Annotated in this window: 14 protein-coding genes; 13 read left to right on the top strand and 1 reads right to left on the bottom strand. The window is 64.8% G+C overall.

Annotated elements, in window-relative coordinates; genetic code table 11:
- Positions 1-39: 39 nt before the first annotated feature.
- The 5 genes from obgE (at position 40) to NKI46_RS18945 (ending at position 5732) form a co-directional block, all read left to right on the top strand.
- Positions 40-1071 carry a GTPase ObgE gene (gene obgE, locus NKI46_RS18925; protein WP_023737906.1) on the top strand — a complete coding sequence of 344 codons (1032 nt, stop codon included), beginning with the start codon at positions 40-42 and terminating at the stop codon, positions 1069-1071.
- A 2-nt stretch (positions 1072-1073) separates the two neighbouring features.
- The gene (gene proB / locus NKI46_RS18930; protein ID WP_023737905.1) at positions 1074-2252 is read left to right on the top strand and encodes a glutamate 5-kinase; all 1179 of its coding nucleotides are present in this window, start codon (positions 1074-1076) and stop codon (positions 2250-2252) included.
- 3 nt (positions 2253-2255) lie between these two features.
- Positions 2256-3542: a glutamate-5-semialdehyde dehydrogenase gene (locus tag NKI46_RS18935; RefSeq protein WP_352747384.1), complete on the top strand. Its 1287-nt coding sequence runs from the start codon at positions 2256-2258 to the stop codon at positions 3540-3542.
- 203 nt (positions 3543-3745) lie between these two features.
- On the top strand, positions 3746-4378 hold the full coding sequence (locus tag NKI46_RS18940; RefSeq protein WP_352747388.1) for a nicotinate-nucleotide adenylyltransferase: 633 nt from the start codon (positions 3746-3748) through the stop codon (positions 4376-4378).
- 85 nt (positions 4379-4463) lie between these two features.
- Positions 4464-5732 (top strand): MFS transporter, encoded by a 1269-nt coding sequence (locus NKI46_RS18945; protein WP_502896822.1) that lies wholly within the window; start codon positions 4464-4466, stop codon positions 5730-5732.
- Between the two features lie 15 nt (positions 5733-5747).
- On the opposite strand, the gene NKI46_RS18950 is transcribed toward NKI46_RS18945, so the two are convergent.
- The gene (locus NKI46_RS18950) at positions 5748-6602 is read right to left on the bottom strand and encodes a mechanosensitive ion channel family protein (RefSeq protein WP_352459906.1); all 855 of its coding nucleotides are present in this window, start codon (positions 6600-6602) and stop codon (positions 5748-5750) included.
- A gap of 241 nt (positions 6603-6843) precedes the next feature.
- Here NKI46_RS18950 and rsfS point away from each other — a divergent pair, with 241 nt between their 5' ends.
- The 8 genes from rsfS to NKI46_RS18990 all read left to right on the top strand — a co-directional run bounded on the left by rsfS (position 6844) and on the right by NKI46_RS18990 (position 15187).
- Positions 6844-7221, top strand: coding sequence for a ribosome silencing factor (gene rsfS / locus NKI46_RS18955; RefSeq protein ID WP_023668698.1), 378 nt, complete (start codon positions 6844-6846; stop codon positions 7219-7221).
- Between the two features lie 62 nt (positions 7222-7283).
- The gene (rlmH, locus tag NKI46_RS18960) at positions 7284-7766 is read left to right on the top strand and encodes a 23S rRNA (pseudouridine(1915)-N(3))-methyltransferase RlmH (RefSeq protein ID WP_023815253.1); all 483 of its coding nucleotides are present in this window, start codon (positions 7284-7286) and stop codon (positions 7764-7766) included.
- A 121-nt stretch (positions 7767-7887) separates the two neighbouring features.
- The gene (locus NKI46_RS18965) at positions 7888-9246 is read left to right on the top strand and encodes a murein hydrolase activator EnvC family protein (protein WP_352747394.1); all 1359 of its coding nucleotides are present in this window, start codon (positions 7888-7890) and stop codon (positions 9244-9246) included.
- 1 nt (position 9247) lies between these two features.
- Complete coding sequence (locus NKI46_RS18970) at positions 9248-10573, top strand: S41 family peptidase (protein WP_023668701.1); 1326 nt, start codon at positions 9248-9250, stop codon at positions 10571-10573.
- A 183-nt stretch (positions 10574-10756) separates the two neighbouring features.
- Positions 10757-11938: a divergent polysaccharide deacetylase family protein gene (locus NKI46_RS18975; RefSeq protein WP_352459905.1), complete on the top strand. Its 1182-nt coding sequence runs from the start codon at positions 10757-10759 to the stop codon at positions 11936-11938.
- A 2-nt stretch (positions 11939-11940) separates the two neighbouring features.
- Positions 11941-12456, top strand: a complete 516-nt coding sequence (locus NKI46_RS18980; protein WP_352459904.1) for an RNA pyrophosphohydrolase — start codon at positions 11941-11943, stop codon at positions 12454-12456.
- Between the two features lie 271 nt (positions 12457-12727).
- On the top strand, positions 12728-13837 hold the full coding sequence (alr, locus tag NKI46_RS18985) for an alanine racemase (protein WP_352459903.1): 1110 nt from the start codon (positions 12728-12730) through the stop codon (positions 13835-13837).
- Between the two features lie 93 nt (positions 13838-13930).
- Entirely contained in the window at positions 13931-15187 is a 1257-nt protein-coding gene (locus NKI46_RS18990; protein ID WP_023668705.1) for a D-amino acid dehydrogenase, read from the top strand.
- The last annotated feature ends 74 nt before the right edge of the window (positions 15188-15261 follow it).

Here is a 15261-nt window from a genome sequence, read left to right on the forward strand (position 1 = left end):
ATAGCAAAGCCGCAAGGCCAACAGAAACTGCGTAGTCCAATGAAATTTCTCGATCAAGCCAAGGTTTATATCCGCTCGGGCGACGGTGGCGCCGGCTCTGTGTCGTTCCGGCGCGAAAAATTCATCGAATTCGGCGGCCCGGATGGCGGCGACGGCGGCCGCGGCGGCGATGTCTGGCTGGAAGCGGTCAACGGCCTCAACACGCTGATCGACTATCGCTATCAGCAGCATTTCAAGGCCAAGACCGGCGTCCACGGCATGGGCCGCAACATGACCGGCGCCAAGGGCGCCGATGTGACGCTCAAGGTGCCGGCCGGAACCCAGGTGTTTGCCGAGGACAATGAGACGCTGATCTGCGACCTGACCGTGGTCGGCCAGCGCTTCCTGCTGGCCAAGGGCGGCAATGGCGGTTTCGGCAACCAGCATTTCAAAACCTCGACCAACCAGGCGCCTCGCCGCGCCAATCCGGGCCAGCCCGGCGAAGAGATGAATGTCTGGCTGCGGCTGAAGCTGATTGCCGACGCCGGCCTGGTCGGGCTGCCCAATGCCGGCAAGTCGACTTTTCTGGCAACCGTCACTGCGGCCAAGCCAAAGATCGCCGACTACCCCTTCACCACGCTGCATCCAGGTCTCGGCGTTGCCCGGATCGATGCGCGCGAATTCGTCATCGCCGACATTCCGGGCCTCATCGAGGGCGCGCATGAGGGTGTCGGCATCGGCGACCGGTTCCTCGGCCATGTCGAGCGCACGCGTGTGCTTTTGCATCTGGTTTCGGCGCACGAGGAAAATCCGGGCAAAGCCTATAAGACCGTGCGCGCCGAGCTCGACGCCTATGGCAATGGGCTGATCGAGAAGGTCGAAATCGTCGCGCTCAGCCAGGTGGATATCCTTGACGCCGATGAGCGCAAGAAGAAGGTTGCGTCGCTCAAACGCGCTGCCGGCCGCGCGCCGATGCTGCTGTCGGCGGCCACCGGCGAGGGCGTCGAAGCGGTGCTGCGCGCGCTGATGGCGGTTGTCGGCGAAGCGCGCGACAGGGCCGCCGCTCCCGTCGAGACCCGCTGGGACCGATAGCGATGACGGCGCAGTCGCTGACAAAATACCGGCGCATCACGGTCAAGATCGGTTCGGCCTTGCTGGTCGACCGCACCAGCGGCCTGAAGCGCGACTGGCTGGCTTCGCTTGCCGAGGATATTGCAGTGCTGGCCAAGGGCGGCGCCGAGATCCTGGTCGTGTCCTCCGGCGCCATTGCGCTCGGCCGGACCATTCTCGGTCTCGGCAAACGGGCATTGAAGCTGGAAGAAAGCCAGGCGGCTGCGGCCGTCGGCCAGATCGCGCTGGCCGGCGCGTGGTCGGATGCGCTGGGCAAGGGCTCGCTGAAATCGGGCCAGATCCTGCTGACGCTCGGCGACACCGAGGAGCGCCGTCGCTATCTGAATGCCCGCGCGACGATCTCGACGCTGCTCAAGATGAAGGCGGTGCCGGTCATCAATGAGAACGACACGGTGGCGACCTCCGAAATCCGCTATGGCGACAATGACCGGCTGGCGGCCCGGGTGGCGACCATGATGGGCGCCGACCTGCTGGTGCTGCTCTCCGACATTGACGGGCTCTATACGGCGCCGCCGGCGCGCGATCCCGCTGCGAAATTCATTCCGGTGGTCGACCGCATTACACCCGATATCGAAGCAATGGCGGGGGCGGCCGCTTCCGAACTGTCGCGCGGCGGCATGCGCACCAAGCTCGATGCCGGCAAGATCGCCACCGCCGCCGGCACCGCCATGATCATCACCTCGGGCACCAGGCTGTCGCCACTGATGGCGATTGAGCGTGGCGAGCGCGCCACCTTCTTCAGGCCGAGCGCCAATCCGGTGAAAGGCTACAAGACCTGGATCGCCGGCCAGCTCGAACCGGCCGGGCGGCTCACCGTCGACGCCGGCGCCATCGGTGCGCTGCTGTCCGGCAAATCGCTGCTGCCGGCGGGCGTCAGGCTGGTCAGCGGCAATTTCTCGCGTGGCGACACGGTGGCGATCCTGTCGCCCGACGGGCGCGAGATCGCGCGCGGGCTGGTTGCCTATGATGCCGCCGATGCCGTAAGGATCGCAGGCCTGAAGACCGCCGAGATCGAAACCGTGCTCGGCTACGAGGCGCGCTCGGCGATGATTCACAGGGACGATCTGGTGGTGAGCGATCCGGGTGACCAGATACGGCCTGCCGGCCAGCTATGGGCCGGGGGCGAGGTAAGCGGAGGATGAGACATGCTGAAGTTGCATGAACAATCCGGGGATGACACCGTCGCGCTGATGGCTGATATCGGCCGCCGCGCCCGCGCGGCCGCCCGAGCGTTGGCGATTGCGACCGCCGCCGCCAAGGATGCCGCACTTCTCGCCATGGCCGACGCGATCATCGCGCGCCAGCAGCAGATTCTCGATGCCAACGCCATCGATGTCTCTAACGGACACGAATCGGGCTTGTCCGGCTCCTTCATGGACCGGTTGAAGCTCGATCCGGCGCGCACCCGTGCCATGGCGGATGGCATACGTGAAATCGCCGAGCTCAGGAACCCGGTCGGCGATGTGATCGCGGCCTGGGATCGCCCCAACGGCCTGCAGATCGAGCGCGTGCGCACGCCGCTCGGCGTTGTCGGCGTCATTTATGAAAGCCGGCCGAATGTGACGGCGGATGCCGGCGCACTCTGCCTCAAGGCCGGCAATCCGGTGATCCTGCGCGGCGGCTCGGACTCGCTCAATTCGTCCGCCGCCATCCATGCCTGCCTGGTCGAGGGGTTGAAGGCCGCCGGCCTGCCCGAAGACGCCATCCAGTTGGTGCCGACCACTGACCGCGCCGCCGTCGGTGAGATGCTGAAAGGGCTTTCCGGCAATCTCGACGTCATCATTCCGCGGGGCGGCAAGAGCCTGGTCGGGCGCGTCCAGAGCGAGGCGCGGGTGCCGGTCTTTGCCCATCTTGAAGGCATCTGCCATCTCTACATCGACCGCTCGGCCGATCTCGACATGGCGGTCAGGATCGCCGTCAACGCCAAGATGCGGCGCACCGGTGTCTGTGGCGCTGCAGAGACTTTGCTGGTCGACCGCGCGGTGGCCTCCACGCATCTGGTGCCGATCCTCGACGCGCTACGCGCCGCCGGCTGCGAGATCCATGCCGATCAGGAAGTGATGAAGCTGTTCTTCGACGCCAAGCCGGCGACCGATGCCGACTGGGTGACCGAATATCTCGAGGCCATCATCGCGGTAAAGCTGGTAGACGGAATTGCCGGTGCCATCGACCATATCGAGACGTTCTCCTCACACCACACCGAGGCGATCATCGCCGAGGATACCAAAGCGGTCGAGCGGTTCTTCAACGAGATCGACTCGGCGATCCTTTTGCACAATGCCTCGACGCAGTTCGCCGATGGCGGCGAATTCGGCATGGGCGCCGAGATCGGCATCGCCACCGGCAAGATGCATGCGCGCGGACCGGTTGGCGTCGAACAGCTGACCTCGTTCAAATACCGCGTGCGCGGGTCGGGACAGGTGAGGCCTTGAATCATTCGCGTCAGGGCTTGAGGCATTGAGCCCAGACACCCCCCTCTGTCCTGCCGGACATCTCCCCCGCAAGGGGGGAGATCAGCTTTTTCTTCCGCTTTCGCCAATCACTAACGTTGCAAGAAAAGTGCCTTTGCCGAAGCTGCTGATCTCCCCCCTTGCGGGGGAGATGCCCGGTAGGGCAGAGGGGGGTGCCTAGCACCATGCTGCCGTCCCTTCAGCCCGCCATCCCCTCGCACTACCTCCGCATGCCGCATGCCGAGAAAGGCCTTGCCGTCGGTCTGTTCGGCGGCTCGTTCAACCCGCCGCATGCCGGCCATGCGCTGGTGGCGGAAATCGCGCTCAGGCGGCTGGCGCTCGACCAGCTCTGGTGGATGGTGACGCCAGGCAATCCGCTGAAGAGCACCAGGGAATTGGCGCCGCTGAGCGACCGGCTGCTGCAGTCGGAGCAGATCGCCAAGAACCCGAAGATCAAGGTCACCGCCTTCGAGGCGGCGCATCATATTCGCTTCACCGCCGACACGCTGGCGCTGGTCAAGGCACGCAATCCCGGCGTCGACTTCGTCTGGATCATGGGCGCCGACTCACTCCGCGATTTCCACCGTTGGCAGCGCTGGCGCCAGATCGTCATGACCTTCCCCATCGCGGTCATCGACCGCCCGGGCGCGACGCTGTCCTTCCTGTCCTCGGTCGTGGCCAAGACCTTCGACTATGCCCGCGTCGACGAGGGTGACGCGCCCCGGCTCGCCCGCATGAAGGCGCCGGCCTGGACTTTTATTCACGGCCCGCGTTCGTCGCTGTCATCGAGTGCTATTCGCAAGCAAGCCAAGGGGTAACTCGTAAGGCCAGATCGCCGATGTCGCTTTTACGGCGGCCTTTCGCGATCCGCTGGGCGATGCTGCGCTGGATATGGCCAATTCAGTGAACCAGACCGACATCGACCACAATCATGGCGCCCCGCCGGCGCCCGTGATCGCCATTGCCAGCGTAATCATGTCGATGGCGCTGATCGCGGTCGGCAACGGGTTGATGTTCGCCTATATCCCGGTCCGGCTTGGCGTCGAGCGCTTCGATCCGACCTGGGCCGGGCTGATCATCACCGGCCTGTCGGCCGGCGGGCTTGCCGGCTGTATCCTGACCGGGCCGCTGGTGCGCCGCGTCGGGCACGCCCGCGCCTTCATGGTGCTGTCGGCGCTGATAGCGCTGTCCAATGCCGCCATCGGCGCCGGCACCTATCCATTGCTGTGGATCGCGGCGCGCGCGCTTTACGGTTTTGCAATATGCGGCCTGTTCATCGTCGCCCAGAGCTGGCTCAACGATGCCGTCGCAAACGCCATTCGCGGCCGGGTGATGGCGGTGTTTTACGTCGCCTATGTCGCCGGACTTGGCGTCGGCTATGCCCTGCTGGCGGCGGTCGACATCGCGACGGCGCAGGCGCCGCTGATCGGCATTGCCTTCACCGCGGTGTCGATCCTGCCGGTCGGCATGACGCGGTTGGCTCAACCGCCGCCACCTCGCGCAGCCTCCGTGGCGCTCGGTCGCGCCTGGCGGATTTCGCCGGTCGGAGTGGCCGGCATGCTCGCCGTTGGCGGTCTGTCGATGGCGATCGCCGGCTTTGCGCCGATCCACGCCACGGCCAAAGGCTACAGCCAGGCCGATGTGGCGCTGCTTTTGTCGGCCATGCCCGTCGGCACGCTGATCCTGCAGATCCCGCTCGGCTGGATTTCCGACCGTACCGATCGCCGTTACGTGCTGGCCGGCGCTGCGGCACTGGCCATCGTTGCCGGTATTCTGGCTATCGGCTTTGACGGTGGCGCTCTGGCGGTGCTGGTGGTGATCTATGTGATCTGGGACGGCGCCTCGGAATCGATCTATTCGCTCGCCAGCGCACACGCCGCCGATCGCGCCGGCAAGGACGACATGGTGGCGCTGTCGAGTTCGCTCCTGTTTGCCTGGTCGCTGTCGGGTTTCATCGTACCAGGTATCGTGACGGCCCTGTCGGCCGTCTATGGAACGCAGGCCTTCATCTATGTGGCGATCATCATCGCCACCGTGTTCTGCCTGTTCGTGCTGTGGCGAGTGGCGACGACGCAGGCCGTTCCCGCCACGGCGACCGGCAGTTTCGCGCCGATGTCGGCGCAGGCGCCATTGCCGGTGGAGCTCGCCTACGCCCCGGAAGATCAGCGCTGAACGGTTTCACAGCTCCTACTGCCTGGTGGCGGCAGTTTCCTGTCGGGCCTCCGGCGGAGGTGCGGGAACCGAAATGGCTTCGGCGTCGAAGGCCTGCTTGACGCGTTTGGTGAGATCGATCTGGGTGGCGAAGAAATCCGCCGCCGTGGTCCAATAGCGCAAGGTGATGGCGACGCTGGCATCGCCCACGGTGGCAACGAAGGCGATCGGCGCCGGCTCTCGCTTGACGCGGCGCTCGCTGCCGGCAACGCCCAGCATGGTTTTCTGCGCCAAGTCGATGTCGTTCCAGGAGCCGATGCTCAGCGTGATATCGCCGCGGCGCACGCCGTTGCGGGTAAAATTGCGCACCGGCTGGTTCCATAGCGTCGAATTGGGCGCCAGCACATAGACGCCGTCTGTCGTGCGGAGCTTGGTGGCGAACAGGCCGACTTCCTCGACGGTGCCGGAAATGGCGCCGACCTCGACATATTCGCCGATGCGGAATGGCCTGAGCGCCAGAAGCATGATGCCTGCGGCGATGTTCTGCAGCGTGCCTTGCAGCGCCAGGCCGATTGCCAGCCCGATGGCGCCGATGGCGGCGATGATCGAGGCCGTCTGAACGCCGAACTGGCCGAGCACCATGATGACCACCAGGATCAGGATGGCGTAGCGCACGATCTTCGAGAAGAAATGGCGCAGCGTCGCGTCGAAACCATGGATATGGCCGAGGCCGGCTGAGATCGATCGTTCTGCGAGCCCGGCGACGAGATAGCCGACGACCAGCAGGATGATGGCGCCGATGGCGGAGAAGGAATAGGAAACGATCAGTGTGCTGAGTTGCGCAAGGCCAGCCTGCACGGTGAGCAGCGTGTTCTGGGGGTCGATTGGCATCAGGAAAATCCGTTTGGGGGGTGTGTCGATAACCCCTGCCGCGGCCATGGGTTCCGATTTTTCTCAAGGCTCCGGAACCGGAAGTCTTGCACTGCGTTCGCGGTGGCAGGGCCTCCCGTCTTGAAACTGCAAGGGAACTCTGCCTATCTATAGGGTGTCACCTGATTTCGTGGGTGATTTGGTTGTTCTTGCTGCGAAAGGAAATACACTGAGAACAGCATTGCGGAAGAAGGCTGACATCATGCCTTCGCCGGCCAGGATCAGCGTAGATGACGCCGTGTCCCGTGCCATCAAGACAGTCCTTGCCAGTCTGGAAGACTCCAAGGCCGAAAATATTGTCTCAATCGACATTCAGCGGAAATCGAGCCTCGGCGACTATATGGTCATCGCGTCGGGCCGGTCGCACCGTCATGTCTCGGCTGTCGCCGACCACCTCCTCAAGGCGCTCAAGGATGCCGGTCTCGGCACGGCGCGCGTCGAGGGGCTGTCCGGCGCCGACTGGGTCCTGATCGATTCAGGCGACATCATCGTCCATGTCTTCCGCCCAGAAGTCCGCGAGTTCTACAATCTTGAAAAGATGTGGCAGGCGCCGGACCTCGAGGAAGAGACCTTGCACTGAGCTTCGTCTCATGTCGTAACCATCCTGGGTGCGACATGGATTGAAAGCTCGCCGAGGCAGGGATGAAGATAGCAGTTCATGCCGTGGGCCGGATGAAGGCCGGCCCCGAGAGAGAGCTCGCCGACCGCTATTTCGAGCGTTTCGCCAAGAGCGGCCCGGCGATCGGGTTCGAATTCTCTGGTGTCGCCGAGATCGCCGAGGGACGAGCCCAGAACGCTAATGAGCGCCGCCGCGAGGAAGGCCAGAAGCTGCAGGCACAGCTGCAGCCGGGCACGGCGCTGTTCCTGCTCGACGAACGCGGCAAAAACCTGTCCTCAGACGATTTCGCCAGCCGTATCGGCCAGCTGCGCGATGGCGGACGCAAGGCGTTGGTCATCGCCATTGGCGGCGCCGACGGGCACGACCAGTCGGTTCGCGATCAGGCTGAGCTGATGGTCTCGTTCGGCGCGGCGACCTGGCCGCACCAACTGGTGCGTGTCATGCTGGGCGAGCAGCTCTATCGGGCGGCAACGATTCTTTCGGGACATCCCTACCACCGTTCGTAAATCAGTGGGTCGAGGGTCAATCGTCCGGATTTCCGCCCCAATGCGCGGCTGTTTTGTGCTAGGCTTCGGTTCGATCATGGTTGATGGTTCGTTAACGAAGCCACGCATAGAGTCGGGCTTCATGGCTGACAACGGGAAATCACGAACGGGCTTCCGGCACGCGCGCTGCGGCATCGCTGCGGCGGTGGTTTTGCTGTCGCTCGGGCTTGCACGGGCCGAAAATACGCTGGACGTGGCGCCCGACCCCGATCTGAGCCGTGCCGAATATGAGAAGGTGTCGGCCGAGATCACGCTGTCGTCCGGACGGCTGGCCAAGCTCGCCGCCGACATTGCTTCGGTCAAGAAGGACCATGCCTCGATCACCGCGGCGCTTATCCAGTCGGCTATGACCGAGCAGAAGCTCGGCCAGGACATCGAGGATATCGGCGCCAGGCTCGAAGGACTGAAGGGCGAGGAACAGAAGATCCGTGTCTCGCTGGCGGCGCGGCGCGACGTGCTGGCCGAGGTGCTGGGGGCGCTGCAGCGCATGGGGCTCAATCCGCCGCCGGCGATCCTGGTCAAGCCGGAAGACGCGCTGTCGTCGGTGCGCAGCGCCATCCTGCTCGGCGCAGTGGTGCCGGAACTGCGCCAGCAGACCGACAAATTGCTGGCCGACCTCAGGGAACAGACCCGGGTGACGGCCTCGATCGAGGCCGAGCGGACGCGGCTGACGGCGGCGGTCGGCGAGCAGACGGCGGAAAAGAAACGCCTCTCCATGCTGCTCGAAGCCAAGCAGAAGCTCGAGGCGGACACCTGGACGGCGATGGCCGCTGAAAAGCAGCGGTCCCAGGCGCTTGCGGCCAAGGCCGGCAGCCTGAAAGAGCTGATCGCTTCGCTTGAAGCCGACAAGAGCCGCAAGGCGGCGGATGCCGTCAAGGCAGGCGAACAGAAAGCGGCCGACAGCGATAAGCCGGACGCCGATAACGCCGATGCAGGCACAACCGCGTCGACGGAGCTGGCTTCGCTGCCCGTGCCGGAAGGCAACCGCCTCACCGCCGCCGCGCCGTTTTCGGCACTTCAGGGACAAGTCTCGCTGCCGGTCACCGGCAAGATCAAGCTGCGTTTCGGGGCCGATGACGGTAACGGCGCGGTGATGCTTGGCGACATGGTTGCGACACAATCGGGAGCCATCGTCACGGCACCGGCGGACGGAAATGTGCTTTATGCGGGGCCTTTTCGCTCCTATGGTCAACTCTTGATCCTCAATGCGGGAGACGGCTATCATGTCGTCCTGGCGGGGATGAGCAGAATCAGCGTCGCGTCTGGCCAGTCGGTGCTCGCAGGAGAGCCGGTCGGCGCGATGGGAGAGGCCCGGGTGGCAAGCACCTCGGCCTCGAAGAATGGAAATGCCACGCCGGAACTCTATGTCGAGTTCCGCAAGGATGGAAAACCCGTCGATCCGACCCCATGGTGGGCGGACCGCTTCTCTGGAAGGACGTGAAATGATGCGGAAACTGTCGCTTCTTATTGCCGGTGCGCTGATGGGCGCGTCAGCGATGAGCCTGGTCTATGGCGCGCCCGGCTCGACGGCGAACGCTGCAGGCTCCGAGACCTACAAGCAACTGGCGATCTTCGGCGACATCTTCGAGCGCGTGCGGGCGCAGTATGTGACGCCGCCGGACGACAAGTCGCTGGTCGAAAACGCCATCAACGGCATGCTCACCTCGCTCGATCCGCACTCCTCCTACATGAATGCCGAGCAGGCGCAGGACATGCGCGTGCAGACCAAGGGTGAGTTCGGCGGCCTCGGCATCGAGGTCACCATGGAGAACGACCTGGTCAAGGTGATCACGCCGATCGACGACACCCCGGCTGCCAAGGCAGGCGTGCTGGCCGGCGACTATATCGCCAAGATCGACGGCCAAGAGGTTCGCGGCCTGACGCTCAACGATGCGGTCGAAAAGATGCGCGGCCTGGTCAACACGCCGATCAAGCTGACCATCCTGCGCCAAGGCGCCGACAAGCCGATCGAGTTGACGGTGGTGCGCGACATCATCAAGGTCAAGGCGGTCAAGTTCCGGGTCGAGAACGACATCGGCTACATGAAGATCACCTCCTTCACCGAAAAGACCTATGACGACCTCGAGAACGCCATCGACACCATCAAGAAGCAGGTGCCGAACGACAAGCTCAAGGGCTATGTGCTCGATCTCAGGCTCAACCCGGGCGGCCTGCTCGACCAGGCGGTGAGCGTGTCCGACGCCTTCCTCGACCGTGGCGAGATCGTCTCGACCCGCGGCCGCGACCCGAAGGACGTCACACGCTTCGACGCCAAGGCAGGCGACGACATCGGCGCCAAGCCGCTGATCGTGCTCGTCAATGGCGGTTCGGCCAGCGCCTCCGAGATCGTCGCCGGCGCGCTGCAGGACCTGCGCCGCGCCACAGTGGTCGGCACGCAGTCATTCGGCAAGGGCTCGGTGCAGACCATCATCCCGCTTGGCGAGAACGGCGCGCTGCGCCTGACGACGGCGCTCTATTACACGCCGTCCGGCAAGTCGATCCAGGGCAAGGGCATCACGCCCGACATCAAGGTCGACCAGCCGCTGCCGCCCGAACTGCAGGGCAGGGACCTGACGCGCGGTGAATCTGACCTCAAGGGCCACATCAAGGGGGCCGACGAGAGCGATACCGGCTCGGGCTCGGCTGCCTATGTGCCGCCGGATCCGAAGGACGATCTGCAGCTGATCTATGCCGAACAGCTGCTGCGCGGCCAGAAGACCGATCCGGCATTCCCGCCGAATCCGGAGAAGGCAGTGCTTAACCAGTAAAATCGACTGGTAGCTCTGGCTGCCCAATCGAAGCGATGCAATGCTGCCGGGACCGTGAGGTTCCGGCAGTTTGATTCGGGGGCAGCTGGGCGCTGTGCCTCAAAAGGCGCAGGGGACGCGCCGTCAGTTTTGGATCTGCGCATGGCGAAAAGATTTCGCTGATCACGCGCCGGGGGATGCGGCTTGGCTGACGTCGGCAAGGACATCGAACGCCCGCTCGGACAGACCGTCCGACCGCGTGCCGCGTCGCGCGGGATCAGCGCTGGCGCCGTCGCGGCGACGCTGGTCGTGCTGGCCGCGGTCGGCATCTCCGGCGCGATCGCGCTGCGCGAGAAGCCGTTCCGCAAACCGGAAGCAATCGCGGTCTCGACGCCGAAGGTGACGGCGGCGGCCGAACCCGCGGCCGCAGCGCCCACTGCTCAAGCCACGGCGGCAGCGCCGAAGGCGGAAACGCCCAAAGCCAGCGGCCCGCAGATCATCCATGTGCAAACCCAGGAGGGTGACGGCCCGCCCAATGCAGCCATTGTCATCCATGACCCGTCGACGATCGGCCAGAACCTGAAGATCGCGCATATCCCCGACAGGGCGCTGATCGAGGCCAGCGACACCGGCCCGCTGCCGGTTCGCGCCGCTGACGGCCGGCGGCCGTTCGATGTCTATGCGCGGCCGTGGTCGGGTTCGCGTGGCGCTCGAGTGGCAATCGTCATCGGCGGGCTTGCCGTGTCGCAGACCGGCACGCAGGCGGCGATCGCCAAGCTGCCGGCCGAAGTGACGCTGGCTTTTGCGCCGCAAGGCAACAGCATTGGCCGGTGGATGCAGGCGGCACGGCAGAGCGGGCATGAAGTGGTCATGCAGGTGCCGCTCGAACCGTTCGACTATCCCAATGTCAATCCTGGCCGCAATACGCTGACAGTGGCGGCAAGCCCGGACGAGAATCTGAAGAATCTGCGCTGGGCGCTGTCGCGGACCACCAACTATACCGGCGTCATGAACTATATGGGGGCTCGCTTTTCGGCCGACGCGACGGCGATGGGGCCGTTCATGGCCGAACTCGGCAAGCGCGGCCTTGCCTATGTCGATGACGGCTCGTCCGCACGGAGCCTGGCGTCCGATCTCGCCTTGAAGGACGGTGTGCCGTTCGTCGCCGGCGATACGGCAATCGACGCCGTGCAGGACCGCGGCGCCATCCTGAAAAAGCTCGACGCGCTGGAAGCGACCGCGCGCGCCAAAGGCTCCGCCGTCGGCATCGGCTCGGCCTTCGACCTCACCGTCGATACCGTGGCGTCCTGGGCGGTCGAAGCGAAAAAGCGCGGTATCGAGATCGTGCCGATCTCGGCGGTGGCCATCGACCCGGAAAAAGGCTGATCATGACGAAGAAACCTGTCGACCCCGAGACGCTGCCTTACCGCCCTTGCGTAGGACTGATGATCCTCAATGGCGACGGGCTGGTCTGGGTCGGGCACCGCATCGCCGAACCGGACAGCGAATTTGCCGGGACCACGCAGCTCTGGCAGATGCCGCAAGGCGGCATCGACGAGGGCGAGGAGCCGCTGCAGGCGGCCGGGCGCGAGCTCTATGAAGAGACCGGCATGCGCTCGGTCACGCTGCTGGCCGAGGCGCCGCACTGGATCAACTACGACCTGCCGCCCGATCTGGTCGGCATCGCCCTCAAGGGCCGCTATCGCGGCCAGACGCAGAAATGGTTCGCCTACCGCTTTCACGGCGAGACCAGAGAGATCCAGATCAATCCGCCGCCGGGCGGCCACACCGCCGAATTCGATGAATGGGCATGGCGGCCGATGCAGGACCTGCCCGATCTGATAGTGCCGTTCAAACGCAAGGTCTATGAGGATGTGGTGGCGACGTTCCGTCATCTTGCCTAGCTGGATGTGACGGTTCGCACGGCACCTGATTCGTGCTTTATTGATCGGGACACCCGCAGCCACGAGACCCATATGAACGACGCCGGGCAATGGCCTCTTAGCGCAGCGTATGGGCTGCCCCTCACCTGCCTGCCGGCTTTCGTCACTCGAAAAGCCAAGCAGGTGGCTTTTCGTCCGCCTTACGCGGACCGCTCTTCAACTCCCCGTATTGGGACGGGGAGAAATGTCCGGCAGGACAATGAGGGGCAGCGCCGACTTCGTCGGATCTGCGATGCATAAAGCCAAAGATACGATCAGCGAAGCGGCGGCCGGCGCCATTCTCACCATCGATCTCGGCGCGGTCAGGGAGAATTACCGGCGGCTCAAGGCAAAGCTCGGCGGCGTGCGCTGCGCCGGCGTCGTCAAGGCCGACGGTTACGGGCTCGGCGCGCGGCAAGTGGCGGCGGCACTGGTTGCCGAAGGCTGCGACAGCTTCTTTGTCGCTCATCTCACCGAGGGTGTCGCGCTGCGCGACGCACTCGGACCGAAGCTGGAAATCCATGTGCTGAACGGCCTGCCGCCGGGCTCGGAACCCGAAGCGGTGGCCGCCGACCTTGTTCCCGTCATCAACAGCACCGGGCAACTGAAGGCGTGGAGCGAGGCAGGCCAAAAGGCCGGCCGCAAGCTCAAGGCCGCCATCCAGGTCGACAGCGGCATGTCGCGGCTGGGCATGGCGCCGGCAGAGGTCGAGGCGCTTACGGCCGATGCTTTCGCCGGCGTCGATGTCGTCCTCGTCATGAGCCATCTGGCCCGTGCGGACGAACCGACCAATGCGGCCAATGACGCGCAACTCAGGGAGTTCGAACGGCTGCGCAAAATGCTGCCCAAGGCGCCGGCGTCGCTCGACAATTCCTCCGGCATCTTTCTTGGGCCGCGCTATCAGTACGACCTCGCGCGTCCGGGCGCTGCGCTCTACGGCATCAATCCGACGCCTGATGAGGCGAACCCGATGCTGCCGGTGGTGCGGCTCGAGGCAAAGATCATCCAGACACGCGGCATCGATAAGGGCGCGGGCGTCGGCTACGGACATGCGTTTCTGGCCAGCGGTCCCTTGCGCGCGGCCACGATCTCGCTCGGCTATGCCGATGGCTGGCACCGGCGCGCGGCTTCGGCTGCCTGGCTCGACGGCGTGCGACTGCCCTTTGTCGGGCGGGTGTCGATGGATTCGATCATACTCGACATCTCGGCCCTGCCGGCCGGCCGGCTGCGCGAGGGCGACCTTGTCGAACTCCTGGGCCCCTCGCAGAGCGTCGATGACGCCGCCGGTCATGCCGGCACGATCGGTTATGAAATCCTGACCAGTCTCGGCCCCCGCTTCCACCGCCGCTATATCAACGAATAGAGCCGCGACACGCCGCCCCTTGGCGGACGCCGCAGAATCCGGCAGACAGGAGGCGGCGGCCCTCTGACGGAAGTCGTCGTGGAGAGTGATGCGATGAAGATCTTCGTGTTGGGCGGCGGCGTTATCGGGGTCACCACTGCCTATTATCTCGCTGAGGCCGGCCACGAGGTGACGGTGTTCGACCGCCAGAAAGGGCCGGCGCTGGAAACCAGCTTCGCCAATGCCGGCGAGATCTCGCCAGGGTATGCCTCGCCCTGGGCCGGCCCCGGCATTCCGCTGAAGGCAATCAAGTGGCTGTTGATGAAGCATGGCCCGCTGGTGGTGCGGCCGGCCTTCGATCCGTATATGTGGACATGGCTCATCAAGATGCTGCGCAACTGCACGGCGGATCGCTATGCCATCAACAAGGCGCGCATGGTGCCGCTCGCCGAATACAGCCGCGACACGCTGAAGGCGCTGCGCGAGGCGACCGGCATCGCTTATGATGAGCGGACCAAGGGCACGCTGCAGCTGTTTCGCACGCAAAAGCAGCTCGACGGCACCGGCGGCGATGTCGAAGTGCTGAAGAAATATGGCGTTCCCTACGAGTTGCTCGATCCCGAAGGCTGCATTGGGGCCGAGCCGGCGCTGGCCGGCGTGCGGGAAAAGTTTGTCGGTGGGCTGAGATTGCCCGGCGACGAAACTGGCGACTGCAAGATGTTCACCGATCGGCTGGCCGAACTCTGCGTGGCGCGCGGCGTCACGTTCGAGTACGGCACGCAGATCCGGCGCTTCTCCAAGAACCGCAATCGCATCGTCAGCGTCGGCACCGACCAGCGCTCGCGCGCGGCTGACGCTTATGTGCTGGCGCTGGGCAGCTATTCGGCGCGCTTCATGCGCCTGCTCAGGCGCCCGATCCCGGTCTATCCGGTCAAGGGCTATTCGATCACCGTTCCTATCAAGGACGCGGTCGCCGCCCCGGTGTCGACGGTAATGGACGAGACCTACAAGGTGGCGATCACCAGGCTCGGCGACCGCATCCGCGTCGGCGGCACGGCGGAGATTTCCGGCTTCGATCTCAGGCTGCACGAATCGCGCCGGCGCACCCTCGAACATTCGGTCGGCGATCTGTTCCCGGATGGCGGCGACCTCAAGGCAGCGTCCTTCTGGTGCGGACTGCGGCCGATGACGCCGGACGGGCCGCCGTTGGTCGGCCGCACCGAGTTCTCCAACCTCTATCTCAACACCGGGCACGGCACGCTTGGCTGGACCATGGCCTGCGGCTCGGCCAAGGTGCTGTCCGACATCATCTCCAGCAAGGTGCCTGATATCGATGTGCGGGAGCTGGGGCCGGAGCGGTATTTGAGGTAGGGGTGCTTTTTAAAGCTCGCGGGCCAGCACCCCCTCTGTCCTACCGGACAGAGGGGGTGTAAAGGATCGCTACA

Origin of the sequence: Mesorhizobium sp. M0615 (assembly GCF_040320805.1) — a bacterium.
Lineage (GTDB): Bacteria > Pseudomonadota > Alphaproteobacteria > Rhizobiales > Rhizobiaceae > Mesorhizobium.